The sequence below is a fragment of the Arthrobacter sp. 10T419 genome (assembly GCF_056394105.1).
The window spans coordinates 101230-122534 of record NZ_JBFTHF010000002.1; the positions used below are offsets into that span (position 1 = coordinate 101230).

The following is a 21305-nucleotide window of genomic DNA, read 5'->3' on the forward strand; positions in this document are numbered from 1 at the left end:
TGCGGTAGCCGATGATAGGTTTTGATGTCATGACCGGGTGCTTATCAGCGATCGGCCAAGGTAGATGGCCGATCCAATCCTGGCTTGTCAGCTCCCCAGGCGAGATGCCAGTGCGGCGCGCCTTCAGCGAAATGTAGGTTCCATCAGTGACAGACCAACCCAGAATCGTTCCCCGGAGAAGCGTCCTGTCGTGGGCCGTCGCGGTCGGGGCGGGAGCAGCGTTGTCCGCCAACGGCACTCAGAGCGCCACAGCTGCCGGTCTGCCGACAAATTCACTGGACGCCCTCAGCAGCACCGAGGTCCCGCTGACTCTGGTCGGAACCGAGCCTTCAGCTGTGCTTCGCCGCTACAGCAACGTCTTCAAAAGCATCCCTGATCCCAGCGCGACCTTTTACCGGACGTCCGGAGGCGCGTTGAAAATGGCAGCAGGCTGCCAGGGACTGACTGACCAGGTGCAAGTCTTCGACGTGTCGACCGGGAAGAAGGAATTGTCGGCCACGCCGTTTACGGCCGGGGGAGGTGGTGCGAGAAATGTCGTCTATGAGCCACTCACCAAGTCAGTCCTCGCTTACGGCGCCACTGTAAAGAGAATCGACTCCGCCGGGACAGTCACAGATGCTTATAAGGCTGCTCCTGGGGCGACGGACGTCTCCTTCAGCCGCGCGGTTGACTCCAGGGGGAGAATTTGGAACGGCAATTACCCGACCGGGAACGCGACCCGCTACGACCCGTCCACGGGCGTCACGATCCATTCCCCCCAGATTCATGCCGGTGCGCAGTACGTCCGAAGTCTGACCATCGACAGCAGCGACAACGTCTACGCTGGGTCCGGCGTTGAAGGCCCAAGAATTGTGACCTGGCACACTGATACGCCTTCAAAATTGCGTGAAATTTCCCTTCCCGGCGCAGCGGCCAAAGGGTTTGTTAACAGCATCGAGGCGCACTCGGGTTTTCTTTTTGTCTACTTCGACGGCGCCGACGGAAAGACGGCTTTCAAGGTCTTGGACCTTGGGACCGGCGAGTGGAAAACGCCGCCTTGGGACTGGGCTCCGGCCGGCCGAGTCTCTTCAGCTCTGGGCGGCACCGGCGACATCTATGCAGTCTGGAACACGTTGGGAAGCCACAAACTGATGCGCATCGCCCCGGGCACACTGGCCGCGGAATTCGTGTGTCTGGTTCCTGGTACGCCGTGCGCCCTGAGCGTGGAGAGTGGCAGCGGCGAAACCCGTGTCAACATGCTCTGCGGGGAGGGGCAGAACTACGAATTCGTGAGTGTCTCTACTGCGAGAAAAGTTGTGGTGCAATCCACTAAAATTGTACTGGCTGCATCGCCCTTTAAAGTCCAGGCCCTCATGGGTGAGACTGCCGGCTACACCATGTACCTGGGCGCCTACATGGGGGACGGCATCGGATCGGTTGATCTGGTCTCCCGGGATACCTGGCGGTCCGCGACTGACACCGGGATCGCCCAGATAGAAGGAATGTTCCAGTACGACGCAAGCACCATTTATGTGGGTTCGTATGCTGGCGGTCGCCTGTTTAGATTCAATCCAGCGACGAAGAGTGTAACGAGGCTTATCGAACTTCGAGATAAGTATCTTCAGTCCAGAGCGTTTGCCTGGGCAGCCGCCGGGGGCAGGGTCGTTGCCGGCACCGTCGCGGAGTACGGGCACAACACTGGAGCGCTGGTTATTCTCAACCCCGCGAACGACGCAGACATAAAGGTAATCAGCGGTCCCGTACCCGGCCAATCCGTCCTGGGCCTAGTAGGAGACGGTGACGTCGTTTACGGCACCACTGGCATAAAAGGCGGATATGGCTCGGTGGACGACACCAAGTCCGCGCATGTGTTCGCGTGGAATGTTAGTACCGGCCGGCTTCTCTGGAAGCGCGAGTTGCTCGGCGAAGTGGAAATTAATAGTCCCAGGATGATTCGCGGACGTCTATACGTGAGCACGAACAACGGCGTCATTAGGATTAACCCGAACAGTGGAAGTCCGGTATTCACCTACCGATTACTTAACCGAAGTGCCGCTCCGGGATACAGGACGAGTAGCATCTCCTACCTTCCGAAGGCCAACTCCATCCTGCACCTCGCTGGGGGCACCGTTACGTTGTTGGATACAGAGTCTCGGACACGAAAAGAGATACTCCGCGGCAACTATACCGACATGGTCGTTACCAGCAGGGGCCGGCTGTACTTCGCCGAGAACGGCACAAACATCGTTGACGTTGACACAGTTCAGAAGCCGACCATCCGATCAAAGGCCGACCTAGTGACTGTCGGGACAAACGGTTGGCTCTACGTGGCACGGTCTCTTGGCGATGGCAAATTTGCCACGCCGATTCGGGCTGACTCGGGCTTCGCGACCTACGTGAAGTCCTGCCACGTGGTGGATTGGAACGGAGACGGTCTCTTAGATGTGCTCACCAGCCATGGTGACGGGACACTGCAACTGCACCGGGGATTGTCAAAAGGTGGTTTTTCTGCGCCAGTGACGATTGGGGCGAGTGGCTGGAACAACCGGAAACTCGCTGTCGGCATCTGGGGCAGTGGACTCGCGGTCCTTTCAGCGGAGAGATACGGCGGACAACTTTCGGCATGGAATGTGCTGCCATCGGGCGCGCTGAGCGAACCGATTCCAATCGGCTCTGGCTGGGCAAACAAGCAGATGGTGTTGGTCGTCCCATCAGGGTCCACCTCGTCCGCGTTGCTCGTTAACAACGCTGGATCCCTCTATCTCTACGCGAGGACGGGAAATGGGACGGTTTCGACCGCACCGGTGCGGCTCACTGCAGGGGGGTATGAAGCCATGACTGCATTCTCGACAGTCGTTGAGCACAGATCAGCAAAAAACGGGATCGTGGGTATCGACGCAACAGGCACCGTCCGATACTCGGACGTGATGACTAGTTCCGTTGGTGTGCCGGTCAACTACCCATTCTTGATGCAGAGTTACAAGTTCGCCAGCAGCTAGTCTTTGTGGCCTGTCCCCGTTACAACTCCGAGGCGGCGTCGCGCACCTTGACCAGGGTCCGCAGGTTACGCGTCGTGGTGCTGGCCTTGTACTTGGCCTTGGCGGAGAGCTTGCTGAAGGGGCTGTCGAGGGTGCCGCCGGCGGGAGCCAGCCAGGCCACGGCCTCAGGCCCCAGCCGCGTCAGCTCCACCCCGTCGAGGGTGCTGCCGGCGTCGAACAGCTCGGAAAGTATCCCGGTATCCGAGGAGAGGGTGACATAGCTGTGCGTCGCGGTGTCGTCCGCCGGGTAGGGGCAGGCGTCGACGAGTTCGGCAACCCGGGAGGCTTCCAGCACCACCACCCAGGCGTCGTAGCCGAAAGTCTCCCGGAGGCAGGCCTCGAACTCGGCTTTCACGCCGGCCGCCGGAAGCTCACTCGCCAGCACCACGTTGCCGCTGGCCAAAAGCGTTTTCACGGCCGAAAAAGGACGTGACTTGAGGGCCTCTTTGAGCTCGGCCATCTTGATATTGATTCCGCCCACGTTGACGCCGCGGAGGAAGACCGCATAGCTGTTCATGGCCACAGCCTAACTGCGATGTCCAGCGTTCCCCCGCGCAGGGGGGCGTTAGTCGTTGGTCTTGCGCAGCGCCTCGGTCAGGACCCGGGCGGCGTTGCAGACCACCTCGGCGTGCAGGCGGCCGGGCTGGCGGGTCAGGCGTTCGATCGGGCCGGAAATAGAGACGGCGGCGATCACGCGTCCGGACGGGCCCCGGACCGGCGCCGAAACGGAGGCGACCCCCGGCTCGCGTTCGCCGAGGCTCTGTGCCCAGCCCCGGCGTCGTACTCCGGCCAGGACGGTGGGGGTGAAGCGGGCGGCCTGGAGGCCTTCGAGCAGGCGGTCGTGGTCTTCCCAGGCGAGCAGTACCTGGGCGGCGGAGCCTGCCTTCATGGAGAGCTGGGTTCCGACCGGGATAGTGTCCCTGAGGCCGATGGGCCGCTCGGCGGAGGCGACGCAGACGCGCCAGTCGCCCTGGCGGCGGAAGATCTGGGCGCTCTCGCCGGTGGCGTCGCGCAGCTGCATCAGCACCGGACCGGCGGAAGCGATCAGCCGGTCTTCGCCTGCTGCGGAGGCGAGTTCGACCAGCCGGCTGCCGAGCACGAAGCGGCCCTGGATGTCGCGGCTCACCAGGCGGTGGTGGACGAGCGCCAGCGCGAGGCGGTGCACCGTAGGCCGCGCGAGCCCGGTGGCCGCAACGAGCTGCGCCAGGGTGGTGGGGCCTGCCTCGAGCGCGTCGAGTACATGGGCCGCTTTATCGATGACGCCGACGCCACTAGAATTGTCCATGTAATGATATTGCCGTCTCAATATCTGAGATGCAAATCATTGCGCTGGCATATTTGACGGCAGTGCTGATTCAGTGGAGATCAACAACCAGCCGGAACGGGACCGTCGCGAAGCGACAGAGACAGTCACGCGGCAAAACAGCAGTGAAGGGAGCAGGCCGTGGCAAAGACATTGGCCGAGAAAGTCTGGGACGCACACGTGGTGCGCAAGGGGGACGGCGAAGGCGCCAACGCCCAGCCGGATCTCCTCTTCATTGACCTCCACCTCGTGCATGAGGTGACGTCCCCGCAGGCTTTCGAGGGCCTGCGCCTCGCCGGCCGCAAGCTGCGCCGGCCGGACCTCACCATCGCCACCGAGGACCACAACACTCCCACGCTGGCCATCGACAAGCCAATCGCGGACCTCACCAGCCGGACCCAAATCGAGACCCTGCGGAACAACTGCAAGGAGTTCGGCGTCCGCCTGCACTCCCTGGGTGACGCCGAGCAGGGGATCGTGCACGTGGTCGGCCCGCAGCTGGGCCTCACCCAGCCCGGCATGACCGTGGTCTGCGGCGACTCGCACACGTCCACGCATGGGGCTTTCGGGGCGCTCGCCATGGGCATCGGCACCTCCGAGGTGGAGCACGTCATGGCCACCCAGACGCTCTCGCTCAAGCCCTTCAAGACCATGGCGATCAACGTTGAGGGCACGCTGCGCCCCGGCGTGAGCGCCAAGGACATCATCCTGGCCGTCATCGCCAAGATCGGCACCGGCGGCGGGCAGGGCTACGTCCTGGAATACCGAGGTTCCGCCATCCGGGCACTGTCCATGGAAGCCCGGATGACCATCTGCAACATGTCCATCGAGGCCGGCGCCCGCGCCGGACTGGTCGCCCCGGACCAGACCACCTACGACTACATGCAAGGCCGCCCGCACGCGCCCCAGGGCGCGGACTGGGACGCCGCCGTCGAATACTGGAACACGCTGCGCACCGACGACGACGCGACGTTCGACGCCGAGGTGGACCTCGACGCCGACACGCTGGAACCGTTCGTGACGTGGGGGACCAACCCGGGCCAGGGTGTGTCCCTGTCCGCCAAGGTGCCCTCGCCCGCTGACTTCGGCGACGAGAACGCCAAGGCCGCCGCGGAACGCGCGCTGCAGTACATGGGCCTTGAAGCCGGCACGCCAATGAAGGACATCCGGGTCGACACCGTATTCCTGGGCTCCTGCACCAACTCCCGGATGGAGGACCTCCGGGCCGCGGCGGACATCATCCGCGGCCGAACCAAGGACCCGGACATCCGGATGCTGGTGGTGCCCGGTTCCGCCCGCGTCCGGCTCGAGGCAGAGGCCGAGGGACTGGACAAGGTCTTCACCGACTTCGGTGCGGAGTGGCGCTTTGCCGGCTGCTCAATGTGCCTGGGCATGAACCCGGACCAGCTGGAGGTGGGGGAGCGTTGCGCCTCCACATCCAACCGCAACTTCGAAGGACGCCAGGGCAAGGGCGGACGCACCCACCTCGTCTCGCCCGTCGTGGCAGCGGCGACGGCGGTCCGCGGCACGCTGAGCTCGCCGTCGGACCTGGACCCTGTGTCCGAATCCGCTGGCCGCCGTTCCGCCTCGGTGTAGCGCCCACCCCGACTGCACCGATCCACACAGCCACGAAGGATCCGCCATGGAAAAGTTCACCACCCACACCGGAATCGGTGTCCCGCTGCGCCAGAGCAACGTCGACACCGACCAGATCATCCCCGCCGTCTACCTCAAGCGCATCACCCGGACAGGGTTCGAGGACGCACTGTTCTCGGCCTGGCGCAAGGACCCGGCGTTCATCCTGAACCAGGAACCGTTCAGCGCCGGCTCCGTGCTGGTCGCCGGACCGGACTTCGGCACGGGCTCCTCACGCGAGCACGCCGTCTGGGCGCTGAAGGACTACGGCTTCAAGGCCGTGCTGTCCTCCCGCTTCGCGGACATCTTCCGCGGCAACTCGGGCAAGCAGGGATTACTGGCCGCCGAACTGGCGCAGGACGACATCGAACTGATCTGGAAAGTGCTGGAAAACGCTCCCGGCACCGAGGTCAGGGTTGACCTGGTCTCCAAAACGGTCGAATGCGGCAACGTGGTCGCGCCGTTCGAAATCGACGACTACACCCGCTGGCGCCTTCTCGAGGGACTGGACGACATCGGCCTGACCCTCCAGCACGAGGAAGACATCACGGCCTACGAGGCCACGAGGCCGGCGTTCAAGCCCACGACGCTGCCAGCCAAGCTGTCCTAGGGGCGGTTGCTGCAGTTATACGAGTGCCGCCGTCGGGTTGTGAGACCCGACGGCGGCACTTTTGCGTTGCTGTAAGCGGCCCAGGGCTCACTCACGATTCCTCAGTCTTCGACGTCCTGGACTGTTCTGGACAGCAGGCAGAACTCGTTGCCCTCGGGATCAGCCAGTACCACCCAGCTCACGTCCGGGCCCTGGCCCACGTCCGTGCGCCGAGCCCCGAGGGCGAGCAGGCGTTCCAGCTCCTCGGCGGTGGATACACCGTCAGCCCGCAGGTCGAAGTGCAGCCGGTTCTTGACCGTCTTGCTCTCGGGCACTGCGATCACATCGATGGAAGGCCGGGACTTGTCCCGGGGCGCGATGCTGATTATGTCGCTATCGTCTTCGACAACATGCCAGTCGAGGACGGCGCACCAGAAGTCGGCCACCACCTTTGGCCGGACGGCGTCGATTGCAATGGTGGCTAGTTGGCTTGGCATGGCCCCACGATAGCCCAGCACCCCCTGCCGTGGACAAGGGGGCCTTCGACCAACCACGGACGCAAATGACCAGACAACGCCGTGGCCGGGCGGCATGGTTATGCAGCCGGTCGCGTCGCAAGGCGGACGACCATGATGGCCTTGGCCCGGTGCCTGAGCATTCTGTTCTGGAGCGGAGGCTTTGGAAGGTCGTTGGTGTCCCTGACCTCGCCGGAGCGCGGTTGCGGCCGGCAGGGGACGCCGGTTCCCGGCAGCGGCGGGGCGGTGGAGTGGTAGCTGTGGCCGGTGGGTGTGGTGAGTTGGAGGGTGTGCCGGGGTCCGGGGCGTGGGTGTGCGTTCCAGCCGGGGGTTTCTTTGGTGTGGTTGCAGGCTTCGCAGAGTCCGGCGCCGTTGGCTGCTGTGGTTGCGCCGCCGGTGTGCCAGGGGATGATGTGGTCCAGGTGGCGGATGGGTGCGTCGCAGTAGGGGGTCCGGCAGGTGTCGTCCCGGGCCTGGAGGAACCGGCGCAGCCCGGGCGGGAAGAGCCTGGCGCGGGAATCCATGGCCACGAGTTCGCCGGTGGCCGGCGCGGTGTAGAGCCTGCGGACCCAGAGGGCGAAGGCGCGTTCGTCGGCCGGGCGGCCTGGGTCGCCGGTGCCTGAAGTCGGCTTACCGCCCGTCCCGCGTGCTGCACCTGCGGTGCCGGAGCCGCCCGCAGTGCCGGTGCCCGCGTCCCTGAGCAGGGTCCGGGCCCACCCGGCGGGGACGATGCCGTAGCCGGGGAGCCGGGCGGGTTCGCTGTCGGCCTGGAAGAGGGTGCGGTCGGTCATGATGAGCTGGATGTCGATGCCGCTGATCCCGCCGGCTTTGCCGGTGGTGCGTTCGACCAGGGCGTCGGCCATCAGCTGGCCCCGGGAACGGGGATCCCCGGCGGCCCGGGCAGCGTCTGCGTGCCGGGTGAGCGCGGCGTGCACGGCCACGCCCTGGCCGACCGACAACAACGCCGTCAGGTAGCACATGGTGTCGGGGGCCGGGCGGAGGCTGACGTGGCGTTCGGTTTCGGCGTGGCCGGCGCGCCCGGTGATGGAGCGCGGGTCCCGCCGGTACGCGGCGGCACGGGCCGCGGCGATGATGGCGCGGTCCCCGGCGCCGGTGAAGGTCCCGGCGTCGGGGGCGAGTTCATCGTCGACGGCGGCCCGGTCGGCGGGGGACAGGCCGGCGGTTTCGCGGGCCAGGAGCGTGGCGCGCCATTCGTTGAGCTGGCCGGTTTCCAGGGCGGCGAGGGTGTGCGGCATTTCGGTGACGAGTGCTTTGGCCAGGCCCAGGAGTCTCCCGCCTTTGGCGGGGGATTCGCGGCGGGCGAGGGCGAGCTGCGCGCCGACGCCGGCGCCGAGTTGGTCGGCGGGAACGCCGGCCAGGGATTGTTCGCGGCGCTGGGACAGGTCGAAGGCGACGGCGTCCCGGGCCTGCCGGGCGGCCAGGGCGGACTTCAGGTCCTCCAGCTCGCGTGTTTCGTCGATGAGGGCCGCGGCGCTGGCCGGGGCGGGGATTCCGGCCAGGATCCGCGCAAGGTCCGCGACCGTTACGCTGTCCGTCAGAGCCACGTCAGGCCCTTGCTTGCCGTCCATAAGAACACGCTATCGGCCACCTCTGACACTTTTAGTGCAGAGTGGTCGGTGGCCAGGCCAGCGGTCCCTGCAAGGGACGTATCATCGGCCATACGGGAAGACCGTGCCCGGGGGAGACCTTGCCCCGGAGAGGTCATCCCGCAGAAAGCGACCCGGAGCAAGAAGGAGTAGCTATGAAACTCATGACCGTGGTGTGGACGGCGGCTGCGACGGCCGCGACGGCGGCAGCCGGTGGAGTGGCGACTGACCCCGATGGTGCCTGGTACAGGAGGCTCCGCAAACCTGATTGGCAGCCGCCCGCCATCGCGTTTCCAGTCGTGTGGACAGCACTCTATGCGGACCTCGCCGTGAGCTCCGCCGTCGCCCTGGATAGCAGCGACGGGGCCGATGGCGCCGGCAGCGCCACGAGGCAACAGGAACTAACTGCATACCGCTCCGCTTTGGCAGCCAATCTCGTCCTCAATGCGTCGTGGAGCTGGCTATTCTGGCGCGCCCGCCGGCCATGGTTGGCAGCGGCGGAGTGCGCCGTCCTGACGGCGAGCAGCGTCGATCTGGTGCGGCGGACATACCGCCTGGACCGCCGCGCAGGAGTGGCTCTTGCCCCCTATGCCGCGTGGTGCGGTTTTGCCACAGCGTTGTCGACGGCAGTAGCGCGTCTCAATGCCGGAACGACGGCGAACTGAGCGAAGGGCAGTCAGCCGCGGACGAGTGGATCAAGCCGCCCTGAACCGCGCCGTATTTCAGATCGGTAACGCTAGCTCCTATGCTTAGCTGGAGCCTTTGTAAGGATTTGGGGGCGAGTAGTCGTGAGGAAACTGGTAAATGAGTAGTGTTCTGACAATCCGCGGAGGCGTCCCGCTGACCGGCCGCGTCACCGTTCGGGGGGCCAAGAATCTTGTCCCCAAGGCGATGGTTGCTGCCCTGCTGGGCAATGAGCCGTCCGTGTTGCGCAACGTCCCCGAAATTAAGGACGTTGAGGTTGTCACCAGCCTGCTCCAGCTCCACGGCGTCACGGTGGACAAGGACCCGGTCACCGGGGACCTGACGTTGGACCCGACCAACGCCAAGACGGCCTCGCACACGGCCATCGACGCGCACGCCGGCGACTCGCGCATCCCGATCCTGCTCTGCGGACCCCTGATCCACGCCATCGGCGAGGCCTTCATCCCGGACCTTGGCGGCTGCAAGATCGGCGACCGTCCGATCGACTACCACCTCAACGTGCTGCGCCAGTTCGGCGCCGTCGTGGAGAAGCGCCCGGGCGGCATCCACATCTCCGCCCCGAACGGCCTCAAGGGCGCCAAGATCGCGCTGCCCTACCCGTCGGTTGGGGCCACTGAACAGGTCTTGCTCAGCGCAACCCGGGCCGAGGGCATCACCGAACTCTCGGGTGCGGCCACCGAACCGGAAATTGTGGACCTCATCGCCGTGCTGCAGAAGATGGGCGCCATCATCAGCGTCCAGACCGACCGCACCATCCGGATCGAGGGAGTGCAGGATCTTGGCGGCTACAACCACCGGGCCCTCTCCGACCGGAACGAATCCGCGTCCTGGGCCTCCGCCGCCCTGGTGACCCGCGGCGACATCTTCGTCGAAGGCGCCACCCAGCGCGACATGATGACGTTCCTGAACACCTACCGCAAGGTGGGCGGCGGCATGGACATCGGCGAGGACGGCATCCGTTTCTACCACCCCGGCGGAAAGCTCAACCCGCTGGTGCTGGAAACCGATGTGCACCCCGGCTTCATGACCGACTGGCAGCAGCCCCTGGTGGTGGCACTCACCCAGGCCGAGGGCGTCTCGATCGTGCACGAGACCGTGTACGAGAACCGCTTCGGCTTCACCGACGCCCTGATCCGGATGGGCGCCAGCATCCAGGTCCACCGCGAATGCCTTGGCAGTGTCCCCTGCCGGTTCGGCCAGCGCAACTTCCTGCATTCCGCCGTCATCTCCGGCCCCACGCAGCTCAAGGGCGCCGACATCGACGTGCCCGACCTGCGCGGCGGCTTCAGCCACCTCATCGCGGCCCTGGCCGCCACCGGCACCTCGCGGGTCACCGGCATCGACATCATCAACCGCGGCTACGAGCGTTTCACCGAGAAGCTCGCGGGCCTGGGCGCCGATTTCGACATCACGTCGGCCCGGTAGCGGGGACCACGTGAAGGAAACGGCCAAGAGCCACATCACCTTTGTCATCGTGGCCGGAATTGTCCGGCCCGTCATGAATCTGCTGATGAACAAGAAGTGGGAGGGGCTGGAGAAACTTCCCGCCGGCGGTTTCATTGCCGCGCCCAACCACTGCACCGAGATCGATCCGCTGGTGATCGGGCACATGCTCTATAACCAGAACCGGATGCCGCACTTCCTGGCCAAGGGCAGCCTGTTCAAGGTCCCGGTACTGGGTTCGGTGCTGCGCAACACCAAGCAGGTGCCGGTGGAGCGGTCGACGGCGGGTGCCAACCGTTCGCTGCAGGTCGCCAAGGAAGTCGTGGACGAGGGCGGCGCCATCATCATCTACCCCGAGGGCACGCTGACGCGCGATCCGGAGCTGTGGCCAATGAAGGGCCACACCGGTGCTGCCCGGATGGCGCTGGAAAGCGGCATCCCGGTGGTCCCGATGGCCCATTGGGGAGCGCATGAAGTCTTTCCGCGCTATGCCAAGCGCTTCCACGTGTTTCCCCGGAAGACCTCGCGCGTGCTGGTGGGCGACCCGGTGGACCTGAGTGCCTTCGCCGGACGGCCCCTTGACAAGGCGACGCTCAGCGAAGCGACCACCGTGATCATGGACGCCATCACAGAGTTGCTGGCAACGCTGCGCGGGGGACAGCCGCCGCTGGTGCGCTGGGACCCCTCGGCGCACAACCAGTCCACCCACGGGCGCTTCATCGAACGCGGCGGGAAGCCCGGCGCGGCCCCGGAAACTACCCCGGACAGTGGCACTGCCACGGGCGGTGCCAAGTGACGGTGGAGCTCCCCACCCAGGAAGCCACTGACTCGGCCACGTGCGTTGCCGTGCTCGGCGCCGGGTCCTGGGGGACTACCTTCGCGAAAATCCTCGCCGACGCGGCCACCGCCTCCGGCGTCGAGCGCAGCATCCGCCTCTGGGGCCGCCGTGCCGCCGTCGTGGACCAGATCATCAGCGAGCACCGCAACGAGCAGTACCTCAAGGGCATCGCCCTGCCCGCCAGCATCACCGCCTCCACCGACGTCGCCGAGGTCCTTAGCGGCGCCGACCTTGTGGTCCTCGCCGTCCCCGCCCAGACCCTGCGGCTCCAGCTGCGCGAATGGAAGGACCTGATCGGACCCGGCACGCTGGTGGTTTCCCTGATGAAGGGCCTGGAACTGCACTCGGACGCCCGCATGAGCGAGGTGATCTGCGAGGAACTGGACATCCCCGCCGAGCGCGTCGCCGTGGTTTCCGGCCCCAACCTGGCCATGGAGATTGCCCGGGAGGAGCCGACGGCGTCCGTCGTCGCGTGCGCCAACGCTGCGGCGGCGGGCTGGATGGCCCGCAGCTGCACGGCACCCTACTTCCGGCCCTACACGACGTCGGATGTGGTGGGCGTCGAAATCGGCGGCATCGTCAAGAACATCATTGCGCTGGCCGTCGGCATCTGCGAAGGCAAGCAGATGGGCGACAACACCAAGGCTTCCGTGATCACCCGCGGCCTCGCCGAAACGTCCCGGCTGACGCTGGCCCTCGGCGGCGAAGCCCGGACCATGGCGGGTCTTGCCGGTCTGGGCGACCTCGTCGCCACCTGTTCCTCCGCGCTGTCGCGGAACCACACAGCCGGACGGCTGCTGGGCACCGGCCTGAGCCTGGAGCAGGTCACGGCCGAAATGACGCAGACCGCCGAAGGCATCAAGTCGGCGCAGGCCGTGCACGAGCTTGCCGGCAAGCTGGGCGTCGAGATGCCCATCACCGCCGCCGTCGTCGCGGTGCTGGCCGGAAAACTGTCCGTAGACGAACTGGGACCGCTGCTGCTGTCCCGGGACCTGAAATCCGAAGGCGATTACTAAGAGTGTCGGAAATGAACTTGACTCCAGAAGCCCGGTCCGGCCGGTCCAGGCCCCGGGTGGCGGTGCTGTTCGGCGGCCGTTCCAGTGAACACGCGGTCAGCTGCGTCACGGCGGCCGGTGTCCTCGGCGCGATTGACCAGACCAAGTACGAGGTGATCCCGATCGGGATCGCCAAGACCGGCCAGTGGGTGCTGGCCCCGGGAGACACCAAGGATTGGTCGCTCTCCGCCTCCTCGCTGCCGGAAGTGGCGCCGTCGGACCAGACCGTGACGCTGGCCGAGATCAGCGGAGAACACCAGCTGATTGTGGCCTCTCCGAACCAGGTCCCGCAGGAGCTGGGCTCAGTGGACGTGGTCTTCCCGCTGCTGCACGGGCCGTTCGGCGAGGACGGCACCATCCAGGGTCTCCTGGAGCTCTCCGACACCCGCTACGTGGGCGCCGGCGTGCTGGCTTCGGCCGTGGGGATGGACAAGCACTACATGAAGGTGGTTTTCGAATCCGCCGGACTGCGGGTGGGTCCCTACATCACGGTGACGGACCGGCAGTGGCTCACCGACCCTGAGCTGGTGCGCAAGCGCGTGGACCAGCTCGGCTTCCCGGTTTTCGTCAAGCCCGCCCGGGCCGGCTCCTCGATGGGCATCTCCAAGGTGGATTCGCTCGAGCAACTGGACGCCGCGATTGAGGCTGCCCGGGAACACGATCCCAAGCTGGTGATCGAGGCCGGCATCGTCGGCCGCGAGATCGAATGCGCCGTGCTGGAAGGCCGCGGGACCGATGCGCCGCGCACGTCCATGCCGGGCGAGATCTCGGTTGCCGGCGGCGGCCACGACTTCTACGACTTCAATGCCAAGTACGTGGAGGACGACGCCGCCGCGCTCAGCTGCCCGGCCGACCTCCCCGACGAGGCCATCGCCCGGGTCCGCGAACTCGCTGCGGTCGCTTTCGACGCCGTCGGCGCCGAAGGCCTCAGCCGGGTGGACTTCTTCTACACGCCCGAGGGCGAACTGATCATCAACGAGATCAACACCATGCCCGGCTTCACGCCGAAGAGCATGTATCCGCAGATGTGGAAGGCCTCGGGGCTGGGCTATGCGGAGCTGATCGACGAGCTGATCTACCTGGCTCTGCACCGCAAGACCGGCCTGCGCTAGTCCCCACCGGCGCCCTAACCTCGCTCCGCTTCGGCCAGGGAACCCTGCCGGCGTGGGCCCAGCGCCTGGGTCGCTACTTTCCGGCAGGCAGGTTCTGCAGGTCCTCTTGGCCGACGCATTTCCGGCTTGCCTTGATTTTCGCGGCCGGGGCGGCGAGCTCCGCCAGCACGGTGGCTGAGCTGATCTTGTTGGGGTCCATCAGGATTTCCGTGGCAGGTTCACGACCGAACGTCGTCAGCGTCCACACCGGGTTGCCTTCCTTAATAACCCAGTCGACGCCGTTGACGCTGACGCAGCGGTCGGTGGTGGGGCCGGGGACGTTGACGCCGCAGCGCAGGACCACGAGGGACGGGTCGCCCCACGCCGCCGTCGCCTGGCTGTTGGTCTTCCGCAGTTTCGCATCGCCAAGGCTGTCCGGTAGCGCCAGCATCATGGGTGCGCAGGCGGCGTTCGCTGCATCCTTGGCAGGCGTGACGTCGACGACGGGGGAGCAGGCGCTGAGCACGAGCCCGGCTGCGGCGGCGGTTGCCAGAAGGCGAAGCGGACGTGGGGAACCGTGCGGGCGGAGCTGCTGCATCCATCCAGCCTATCCCGGCCCGAGCGCCCATCAAGACCGGAACATTCATGAGTCCGTGGCACAATGGGCCGAGCTATTTCTGTTCGCTGTTACAAGAGTTGGGGACGCATTCATGCCCGTTGAAACTGAAGACCAGGTTCCCTACGAGGACGCCCAGGGGTCCCGGACGAAAACCAAAAAGAAGAAGACTGCGCGCAACGTGCTGTTGGGCGTCGTGGCGTTCTTTCTCGTCGTAGCCGTTGGTGCCGGGGTTTACGCCTACAATCTGGCGAACAGCTTCAACTCCAAGTCGCAAAAGATCGAGCAGGCCTTTCCGGCGGAATCTGCGCGCCCGGCCGAGACTAAGACCGATGCCGTAAACCTGCTGCTGCTCGGCAGCGACAGCCGCGCCGCAACTCTCGGCGACGCGGAAGCCGGCGGTCCCTCGGACCAGCGCTCGGACACCATGATGTGGGTGCATATCCCCGCAGACCGCAAGAACATCTACATGATGTCCATCATGCGCGACACCTGGGTGGAGATTCCCGGACACGGGGAAGCAAAGATGAACGCCGCCATGGCACTGGGCGGCATTCCCCTGGTCGTCCAGACTCTGGAAGGCATGTTCGACACCCGGCTCGACCACGTCGCCGTGGTCGACTTTGAAGGATTCAAGGCAATGACTGATGCCCTGGGCGGCGTCAACGTCAACGTGCCAACGGCTTTCAACACCAAGCAGTTCTCGTTTGCCGCCGGAAAGCAGCAGCTCAGCGGCGAACAGGCGCTGGCCTTCGTTCGTGAGCGCAAAGCCTTCAGCGACGGCGACTACCAGCGCGTCAAGAACCAGCAGCTATTCCTGAAGGCACTCATGTCAAAGTTCCTCACAGCGGAGACGCTAACCAATCCGGTCCGGATCAGCAGCCTGGTGGATACCGTCTCGCCGTACGTCAGCGTGGACAAGTCTCTCGACGCGGCTGCCGTAGCCTCCCTAGCGGTGGGGCTGCGCGATGTCCGGACTGCAGACGTGGCCAGTTTCACCCTGCCGACCTCGGGAATCGGGACCTCTGCGGACGGCCAATCCATCGTGTTGCGGGACGATGCCGCCATCGCCAAGGTCGCCGCCGCCCTGCGCGGGGACACTCTTGGCAGTTTCGTCAAGTCCATCGGATCGGGTTCCTAACAACGCGCCATTGTTCAGGGAATTGCCGGGAAACCGGTAGGATGCTCTCGGTGCCGATTTTATGAACCGCGGCCCCGACGTAAAGTACGGCGCTGAACTTACGACGTACCGAACAGGATTTTGCTTTGGGGGAACACTTGAACACTTCACGCTGCGGTGGTTACCGGACCACTCTGAAGACTGCGGCTTTCGGCGCCGCCGCGGCGCTTCTCCTCAGCCTGGGTTCCGCCCCCGCCCACGCGGAAGGTGATGGCACGCCCGCCCCTGATCCCATCGTGATCGTGGATCCGGCGCCTTCCGAGCCCGCTCCGGCACCGGATCCCGCCCCCGCGCCGGATCCCGCGCCGGCGCCGGCTCCCGTTCCGGCGCCGTCGTCGCAGGCGCCCGCCCCGGCGGCGCCGGTACGTCCGCCAGCCGGCCCGGCACCGGCAGCACCGATCATCCCGCCACCCGCGCCGGCGGTTCAAGTGCCCGTTCCGGAGGCTCCGGTTGTTCCGCCAGCGGACCCGGCACCAACAGTCGGGGAAAGCACTCCAACGCCGACGGCGACTCCGTCGGCCAGCGCTTCAGCCGCGCCGGCGTCGGCTGCACCTTCCGAGACGCCGGCACCGGAGCCTGAAAAGGCGGACCCGGTGATCCAGTCCTCCCCGGTGATCCAGGCCGCAGTGACCGCGGCGACCGGCAGCCCTTTCGGGGTGCAGCTCATAACCGTCCTGGTCCTGCTGGCGGCCGGCTTTGCTTACTTCCGCGCCTTGGGCGCGAGGGGCCGGGCGACCTCGAAGGGCGCACGCTAAGGTGGCTCAGGAAGTCCGCCCGAACCCGTCCGAAACTCCTGAGAGAGCGGACCGACCGGTTCGCGTCAGCCTGTTGGTGCATTCCTATTGGCCCGAGAGCAGCCCTCCCCAGCGCCGCTGGACGGCCCTGCTGAAGGAATTCTGCGCCTCCGGCTGGGATGTCGATGTGATCACGCCGGTTGCCCACGCCCCGGCTGGACGGCGGGACCTTCCTGCCAAGTTGGCAGGCCGTGCGTTCCGGCGACAGAAGGGCCAGTTCTCTGAGCAGATCCGGCGCGTCCCCTTCCTGCCGCATGGCAACTCGCAGCTGGCACGCTTTATCGATCATTGTTTCTCTGCCGTTATGACGGTGCCGCTCGGACTGTTAACGCCGCGGCCCGACGTCGTCATCGCCACCGCACCGAGCCTGCCGATTCTTGCCGCGGGGTATCTCCTGGCCCGCCTCCGCAGGGCTCCTCTGATCGTCGAAATGCGCGACGCATGGCCGGACCTAGCCCGCGATTCGCGCATGGTGAAGGGTCGCGTCAAGAGTGTGGTTGAGGTGGCCGTTGATTTCATCCAGCACCGTGCCGACCTTGTGGTAACTGTCACCGACGGATTTGCCGATACGCTGCGCGGGCGCGGTATCAAGAACGTCGCAACGGTCAGCAATGGGTTGCATGTGGACACCATACCGGTGCTGTCCCCACCGGAGCCGGAGCGCGAAACTCTTGAAGCCCTGTACCTCGGCAACCACGGTGCGAGCCAGCGGCTGGAGGTGGTGATCCGTGCCAGTGCGCTGGTGGGGGACTCCATGCACCTGCACCTGGTGGGTGACGGGACACGAAAGCCGGCGCTCCAGAAGTTGGCACGTGAGCTGAACGCGCCTGTGACCTTCCACCCGTCCCTGCACGGGCCGGCCGTGATGGCGCGCTATGCCTCGGCCGACACGTGCATCGTCTCGCTCAGGGACGACTGGAAGTCGTTTGAAACGACCGTGCCGTCGAAGACCTATGAGGTCTTGTCCCTTGGGCGCCACGTCACGGCAATCGTGATTGGCGAAGCCGCCCGAATCATCGCAGATGCAGAGGCGGGCGACATCGTGCCCAGCAGCCCGGAGGCGGTGGCCGAACTGTGGCGCAAGTTGGCGGCAGACCGCTCCCGACTGGTGCGGGACGACACCAGCCGGCAGTGGGTCAAGGAACATGCCGACTATTCCCTGCTGGCGGACCGCTACATGGGGCTGATCGAGAAACTGCTCAACCGGGAGACGGTCTCGTCCCGATGACCCGGTTCCTCCGCAATATCCGGCTGGCCGCAGCCGTGGCCGGCAGCCACCTGACCGACGATCCGCTTCTACTGCTGTTGCAGCTGAGCCGACGCTTGCCGCCGCGTCTGGTGGGCCCGCCTGCGGCGGCGGTCGTCCGCCACGCGCATCGTGATTCCACCGCTATTCCCGTCCTCCTCGCCATGCTGGTAAAAGGCGACGACGCAGAGGTTGAGCGGCGGCTCTCCCTCGCCGCCGCAACCGCAGCGACGGGGGAGCGCGCCCGCCGGCTCGCCGACGTCGCCCTCGCCGCCCAGCTGCCTGCCGTGGCCGATGCTTTCCTCGGCCGCGCGGAAGGCGCGCCGGGTCTGGACGGTTCCCGTGCCCGCCGCTTCTGGTACGACGGCGCAGTCAGCGACGCCGTCGAGGTCCTGGCGGGTGACGGTCGGGCACGCCGTGGTCAGCGGTCCCGGCTGGCAGCCGAGCTGAGCGTCCTCAGCGGCGCGGCTCCGGTACTCGACGGCGTGGACTACAGTCCCGTCCCGGGCCGCGTGCTGCACCTGCTAACCAACTCCCTGCCCCACACAGCCAGCGGGTACGCGCAGCGGTCACACTCCATCCTTGCCGCTCAGCAGGCTGCGGGCTGGGACGTGCTGGCCGTGACCAGGTTGGGGTACCCGGTCCAGATCGGCAAGATCTCCGCGAAGCCGTCCGATGTGGTGGACGGTGTCCGTTATCGACGACTCCTTCCGGCAAAGCTGGCAGCAACCATGGATTCGCGGCTGCAGCAGCAAGCCGAAGAGCTGCTGGACATCGTGCTGGAATTCAAGCCCAGCGTGCTGCACACCACCACGCACTACGTCAACGCCTTAGTGGTCCGCGCCGTGGCCCGGGCCGTGGGCATTCCCTGGGTGTATGAGGTGCGCGGGCAACTTGCCGACACCTGGGCTTCGACGCGTGGCCCGGCGGCCAAGGAAAGCGAACGCTACCGGCTGTTCCAGGAACGGGAGGCCGAGGTCATGCGGGATGCCGACCTCGTGGTGACCTTGGGTGGTGCCATGAAGGCCAACATTGTGGCCGCCGGAATCCCGGAAGCAAAGGTGCTGATTGCGCCAAACGCTGTCGGTGGTGACTTCCTTAAGGAGCCGCTCGATGCCAGCAGCGCCCGCCGTGAGCTAGGGCTCAACGAGAGCGGGCAGTACATCGGTACGGTCAGCAGTTTGGTAGCCTATGAAGGCCTCGATTGCTTGATCGAGGCATTTGTACTGCTCGCCCCGCGCCTGCCGGACTTGAAGCTGCTCATTGTGGGAGACGGCGTGTCCCGCCCCGCACTCGAGGTCCAAGCCCGCCAGTCAGGCTATGGCGACCGCATCATTTTCACCGGGCGGGTACCGCGCGAGCAAGCGGTGCGCTATCACCAGGCTTTGGATGTCTTTGTGGTGCCACGCAGGGATCTGGAAGTGACCCGGTCCGTGACCCCGCTCAAGCCGGTGGAAGCATTGGCGTGCGCGCGTCCTGTCGTAGCGAGCAGGCTGCCGGCGCTCGAGGAGATTGTAAGAGAAGGCGAGAGCGGACTTTTGTTCCGAGCGGGTGACTGCTTCGAGTTCAGCAATAAGCTGGGGCGGCTTCTTCGTTCCGAGGAGCTAAGGACGCGTTATGGACAAGCAGGGAGACAGAGCGTCTTGAAGAGTCGCACGTGGAAGGCCAACGCGAAAGCGATGGCTGACGCCTATGAAAGACTTACTAAGGAAAGTCGTTGAGTGCCGAAACGCGGTCTGGCCCGGCAGCGCCGCAGCCCACAGCGGTAACAACATCCGTGAATTTGCGCGGGCTGCGCCGAGTAGGGGCGCGACCGTCGCTGCTGGATTACCTTGTCTCACTTTGGGATTACAGGCACTTCATATTTTACGATGCAAGATCACGCGTTCAAACCGGGAACGAGCAAGATAAGCTCGGGCTTGCGTGGCTGGTTCTTGGCCCTCTGCTCAACGGGTTGATGTTCTACCTGATAATGGGGTTGCTCCTGAACTCAGGCGGTGGCACCGAAAACTTCGTTGCATTTCTCATCATCGGTGTGTTCCTTTTTCAAATGAGCACACGCGCAATTTCAAGCTCATCGCGGGTTATCGCCTCGAATAAGAACATCATCCACGCATTTCAGTTTCCCCGTGCAAGCTTGGTCCTGGCCGCCAATGTTCGAGAGCTACTGTCGAACATTCCGGTTATAATCGTTATGCTCATTCTTATTATCGTCCTCCCCCCAGCTGAGGAAATCTCTTGGCGCTGGTTGCTATTGATCCCGATAGTGGGCCTCCAGCTCCTTTTCAACCTCGGACTCGGGCTTATCCTCGCAAGATTGGTGTCGATCGTCAATGACATCAGCCAGTTGATTACTTATGCAATGCGGTTGTGGATGTACGCGTCTTGTATGTTCTTTTCCATTGATCGATTTGACCGTGTTCCCATTATCAAGGCGATTATGGAGTTTAACCCGCTCTATAACGTTCTCCACTTGGCGCGGGAATGTCTCCTGTACGGAAACGTCGGTTCCTTGCGGGCGTGGGCCATCCTGGCGCTGTGGTCAGTTTCTGCCGCGGCGGCTGGAATCGTATTCTTCTGGAAGGGAGAAGAAACGTATGGCAGAGAACTCTGATCTTCATTTTGTTCAAGGCACGCCCGCCGTCGTCATCGACAAGGTGAGCATGGTGTACCAGACCACCTCACGGACAAATGGCGGAGCTTCGTCGTCTCCCGCCGGTTGGGCCGGTCTCAGGCGTGCGGTCAAGAGGGCCAAGCCTGTGGAGGTCACTGCCCTCAAGGGCCTGTCTTTGGTCGTGGAACACGGGGAGTCCGTAGCTGTAATTGGCCGGAACGGCTCCGGCAAAAGCACTCTCCTCAAGCTCGTGGGCGGTCAAATACCGCCTACGTCAGGCGCGGTTTACGCTACTTCCACACCGGTGATGTTGGGTGTCAATGCAGCATTGTTGCCGGGACTTTCCGGTGAGCAGAATATTGTGCTGGGTTGCCTTGCCATGGGAATGAGCCATCGGCGGATTGATGAAAAGTTCGATGACATCGTGGATCTCTCTGGCTTGGAAGACGCCATCCGTATGCCGATGAAGTCGTATTCATCAGGTATGAGTTCAAGACTGCGCTTCGCGATCGCAGCGAGCATCGACCCTGAAATCCTTATCATCGATGAAGCCTTGAATACCGGCGATGCCCAGTTCAAGGACAAAACCCGCGAGCGCATGCTGGAGCTACTTGATCAAGCGGGAACAGTATTCTTGGTGAGTCACAGCATGTCGACCGTTCTGGATCTGTGCAATCGGGCCATCTGGATCGATCAAGGGGAGTTGGTAGCAGACGGCGACCCGGAGAAAGTCGTCAAGTGGTACCGCATGTTTACACAGAAGCTAGCTGCTGGGGATCGTATCGGTGCTATGAAGCTCCGGCGTCGTATGATCCATGATCTGGAGGTTGCTGACGTCAGCGACCGGAACTCCGCTCGGCGGTCGAAGGCGTGAGGGCCGCGATTAGGTCAGCACGGGAGTTCGTTTGGCACCTCAGGTCTGGAGGGCCGGAGCAGGTACGGCAATGGCTGGCACGCAAAGCGGTCGAAGCAGGGCACCGGAGACTCGAATCTGTGCGGGACGCGGAAGGCGCCTGGACGGGGCGGGGCAAAAAGCGCCGGCTCAGGTTCAAGCCAT

Annotated in this window: 19 protein-coding genes; 13 read left to right on the forward strand and 6 right to left on the reverse strand. The window is 64.8% G+C overall.

From position 1 onward, the window contains the following. Positions 1–146 precede the first annotated feature (146 nt). Positions 147–2978: an FG-GAP-like repeat-containing protein gene (locus AC1DBD_RS04095; RefSeq protein WP_476917210.1), complete on the forward strand. Its 2832-nt coding sequence runs from the start codon at positions 147–149 to the stop codon at positions 2976–2978. Between the two features lie 19 nt (positions 2979–2997). On the opposite strand, the gene AC1DBD_RS04100 is transcribed toward AC1DBD_RS04095, so the two are convergent. Continuing rightward, a complete protein-coding gene (locus AC1DBD_RS04100; protein ID WP_476917211.1) occupies positions 2998–3534 on the reverse strand; it encodes a DUF1697 domain-containing protein in 537 nt (178 codons plus the stop codon). 48 nt (positions 3535–3582) lie between these two features. Further along, entirely contained in the window at positions 3583–4302 is a 720-nt protein-coding gene (locus AC1DBD_RS04105; RefSeq protein ID WP_175322958.1) for an IclR family transcriptional regulator, read from the reverse strand. 159 nt (positions 4303–4461) lie between these two features. On the opposite strand from AC1DBD_RS04105, the gene leuC reads away from it, so the two are divergent. Continuing rightward, positions 4462–5916 (forward strand): 3-isopropylmalate dehydratase large subunit, encoded by a 1455-nt coding sequence (leuC, locus tag AC1DBD_RS04110; RefSeq protein WP_476917212.1) that lies wholly within the window; start codon positions 4462–4464, stop codon positions 5914–5916. 46 nt (positions 5917–5962) lie between these two features. Beyond that, positions 5963–6565: a 3-isopropylmalate dehydratase small subunit gene (leuD, locus tag AC1DBD_RS04115; protein ID WP_476917213.1), complete on the forward strand. Its 603-nt coding sequence runs from the start codon at positions 5963–5965 to the stop codon at positions 6563–6565. Positions 6566–6666: 101 nt separating this feature from the next. On the opposite strand, the gene AC1DBD_RS04120 is transcribed toward leuD, so the two are convergent. Together AC1DBD_RS04120 and AC1DBD_RS04125 are read right to left on the reverse strand one after the other, a co-directional pair. Continuing rightward, complete coding sequence (locus AC1DBD_RS04120; protein ID WP_476917214.1) at positions 6667–7041, reverse strand: VOC family protein; 375 nt, start codon at positions 7039–7041, stop codon at positions 6667–6669. A 98-nt stretch (positions 7042–7139) separates the two neighbouring features. After that, entirely contained in the window at positions 7140–8648 is a 1509-nt protein-coding gene (locus tag AC1DBD_RS04125) for an HNH endonuclease (protein WP_476981486.1), read from the reverse strand. A gap of 173 nt (positions 8649–8821) precedes the next feature. Between AC1DBD_RS04125 and AC1DBD_RS04130 the strand changes: the two genes are divergently transcribed. The 5 genes from AC1DBD_RS04130 to AC1DBD_RS04150 all read left to right on the forward strand — a co-directional run bounded on the left by AC1DBD_RS04130 (position 8822) and on the right by AC1DBD_RS04150 (position 13819). Then, the gene (locus AC1DBD_RS04130) at positions 8822–9331 is read left to right on the forward strand and encodes a TspO/MBR family protein (protein ID WP_441417454.1); all 510 of its coding nucleotides are present in this window, start codon (positions 8822–8824) and stop codon (positions 9329–9331) included. 139 nt (positions 9332–9470) lie between these two features. After that, positions 9471–10796: a UDP-N-acetylglucosamine 1-carboxyvinyltransferase gene (gene murA / locus AC1DBD_RS04135; RefSeq protein WP_175323955.1), complete on the forward strand. Its 1326-nt coding sequence runs from the start codon at positions 9471–9473 to the stop codon at positions 10794–10796. A 10-nt stretch (positions 10797–10806) separates the two neighbouring features. Continuing rightward, complete coding sequence (locus tag AC1DBD_RS04140) at positions 10807–11610, forward strand: lysophospholipid acyltransferase family protein (RefSeq protein ID WP_476981487.1); 804 nt, start codon at positions 10807–10809, stop codon at positions 11608–11610. Next, positions 11607–12668 carry an NAD(P)H-dependent glycerol-3-phosphate dehydrogenase gene (locus AC1DBD_RS04145; RefSeq protein ID WP_476981488.1) on the forward strand — a complete coding sequence of 354 codons (1062 nt, stop codon included), beginning with the start codon at positions 11607–11609 and terminating at the stop codon, positions 12666–12668. Before AC1DBD_RS04140 ends, AC1DBD_RS04145 begins: the two co-directional genes overlap by 4 nt. Before the next feature lie 11 nt (positions 12669–12679). Next, the gene (locus AC1DBD_RS04150; RefSeq protein ID WP_476916877.1) at positions 12680–13819 is read left to right on the forward strand and encodes a D-alanine--D-alanine ligase family protein; all 1140 of its coding nucleotides are present in this window, start codon (positions 12680–12682) and stop codon (positions 13817–13819) included. Between the two features lie 73 nt (positions 13820–13892). Here AC1DBD_RS04150 and AC1DBD_RS04155 read toward each other — a convergent pair whose 3' ends face one another. Next, entirely contained in the window at positions 13893–14396 is a 504-nt protein-coding gene (locus AC1DBD_RS04155) for a DUF3515 family protein (protein ID WP_476916876.1), read from the reverse strand. A gap of 112 nt (positions 14397–14508) precedes the next feature. Between AC1DBD_RS04155 and AC1DBD_RS04160 the strand changes: the two genes are divergently transcribed. Beyond that, entirely contained in the window at positions 14509–15555 is a 1047-nt protein-coding gene (locus AC1DBD_RS04160; protein WP_476916875.1) for an LCP family protein, read from the forward strand. A 463-nt stretch (positions 15556–16018) separates the two neighbouring features. Here AC1DBD_RS04160 and AC1DBD_RS04165 read toward each other — a convergent pair whose 3' ends face one another. Continuing rightward, on the reverse strand, positions 16019–16261 hold the full coding sequence (locus AC1DBD_RS04165) for a hypothetical protein (protein ID WP_476916874.1): 243 nt from the start codon (positions 16259–16261) through the stop codon (positions 16019–16021). A gap of 164 nt (positions 16262–16425) precedes the next feature. Here AC1DBD_RS04165 and AC1DBD_RS04170 point away from each other — a divergent pair, with 164 nt between their 5' ends. Genes AC1DBD_RS04170 through AC1DBD_RS04185 form a run of 4 tightly spaced genes read left to right on the forward strand, consistent with a single transcriptional unit; the run spans position 16426 to position 21122 of the window. Continuing rightward, positions 16426–17616 carry a glycosyltransferase family 4 protein gene (locus AC1DBD_RS04170; RefSeq protein ID WP_476981646.1) on the forward strand — a complete coding sequence of 397 codons (1191 nt, stop codon included), beginning with the start codon at positions 16426–16428 and terminating at the stop codon, positions 17614–17616. Then, complete coding sequence (locus AC1DBD_RS04175; protein ID WP_476916872.1) at positions 17613–19355, forward strand: glycosyltransferase family 4 protein; 1743 nt, start codon at positions 17613–17615, stop codon at positions 19353–19355. Before AC1DBD_RS04170 ends, AC1DBD_RS04175 begins: the two co-directional genes overlap by 4 nt. After that, positions 19352–20248: an ABC transporter permease gene (locus AC1DBD_RS04180; RefSeq protein WP_476916871.1), complete on the forward strand. Its 897-nt coding sequence runs from the start codon at positions 19352–19354 to the stop codon at positions 20246–20248. Before AC1DBD_RS04175 ends, AC1DBD_RS04180 begins: the two co-directional genes overlap by 4 nt. After that, positions 20232–21122, forward strand: coding sequence for an ABC transporter ATP-binding protein (locus tag AC1DBD_RS04185; RefSeq protein ID WP_476981489.1), 891 nt, complete (start codon positions 20232–20234; stop codon positions 21120–21122). Before AC1DBD_RS04180 ends, AC1DBD_RS04185 begins: the two co-directional genes overlap by 17 nt. Positions 21123–21305: the final 183 nt, after the last annotated feature.

Coding starts and splice junctions, on each gene's coding strand:
- AC1DBD_RS04155 (WP_476916876.1), bottom strand. CDS start 14,396: ATGCAGCAGCTCCGCCCGCACGGTTCCCCACGTCCGCTTCGCCTTCTG.
- AC1DBD_RS04125 (WP_476981486.1), bottom strand. CDS start 8,648: ATGGACGGCAAGCAAGGGCCTGACGTGGCTCTGACGGACAGCGTAACG.
- AC1DBD_RS04100 (WP_476917211.1), bottom strand. CDS start 3,534: ATGAACAGCTATGCGGTCTTCCTCCGCGGCGTCAACGTGGGCGGAATC.
- AC1DBD_RS04150 (WP_476916877.1), top strand. CDS start 12,680: ATGAACTTGACTCCAGAAGCCCGGTCCGGCCGGTCCAGGCCCCGGGTG.
- leuD (WP_476917213.1), top strand. CDS start 5,963: ATGGAAAAGTTCACCACCCACACCGGAATCGGTGTCCCGCTGCGCCAG.
- AC1DBD_RS04120 (WP_476917214.1), bottom strand. CDS start 7,041: ATGCCAAGCCAACTAGCCACCATTGCAATCGACGCCGTCCGGCCAAAG.
- AC1DBD_RS04160 (WP_476916875.1), top strand. CDS start 14,509: ATGCCCGTTGAAACTGAAGACCAGGTTCCCTACGAGGACGCCCAGGGG.
- AC1DBD_RS04105 (WP_175322958.1), bottom strand. CDS start 4,302: ATGGACAATTCTAGTGGCGTCGGCGTCATCGATAAAGCGGCCCATGTA.
- AC1DBD_RS04175 (WP_476916872.1), top strand. CDS start 17,613: ATGACCCGGTTCCTCCGCAATATCCGGCTGGCCGCAGCCGTGGCCGGC.
- AC1DBD_RS04185 (WP_476981489.1), top strand. CDS start 20,232: ATGGCAGAGAACTCTGATCTTCATTTTGTTCAAGGCACGCCCGCCGTC.
- murA (WP_175323955.1), top strand. CDS start 9,471: ATGAGTAGTGTTCTGACAATCCGCGGAGGCGTCCCGCTGACCGGCCGC.
- AC1DBD_RS04165 (WP_476916874.1), bottom strand. CDS start 16,261: ATGAGCTGCACCCCGAAAGGGCTGCCGGTCGCCGCGGTCACTGCGGCC.
- AC1DBD_RS04130 (WP_441417454.1), top strand. CDS start 8,822: ATGAAACTCATGACCGTGGTGTGGACGGCGGCTGCGACGGCCGCGACG.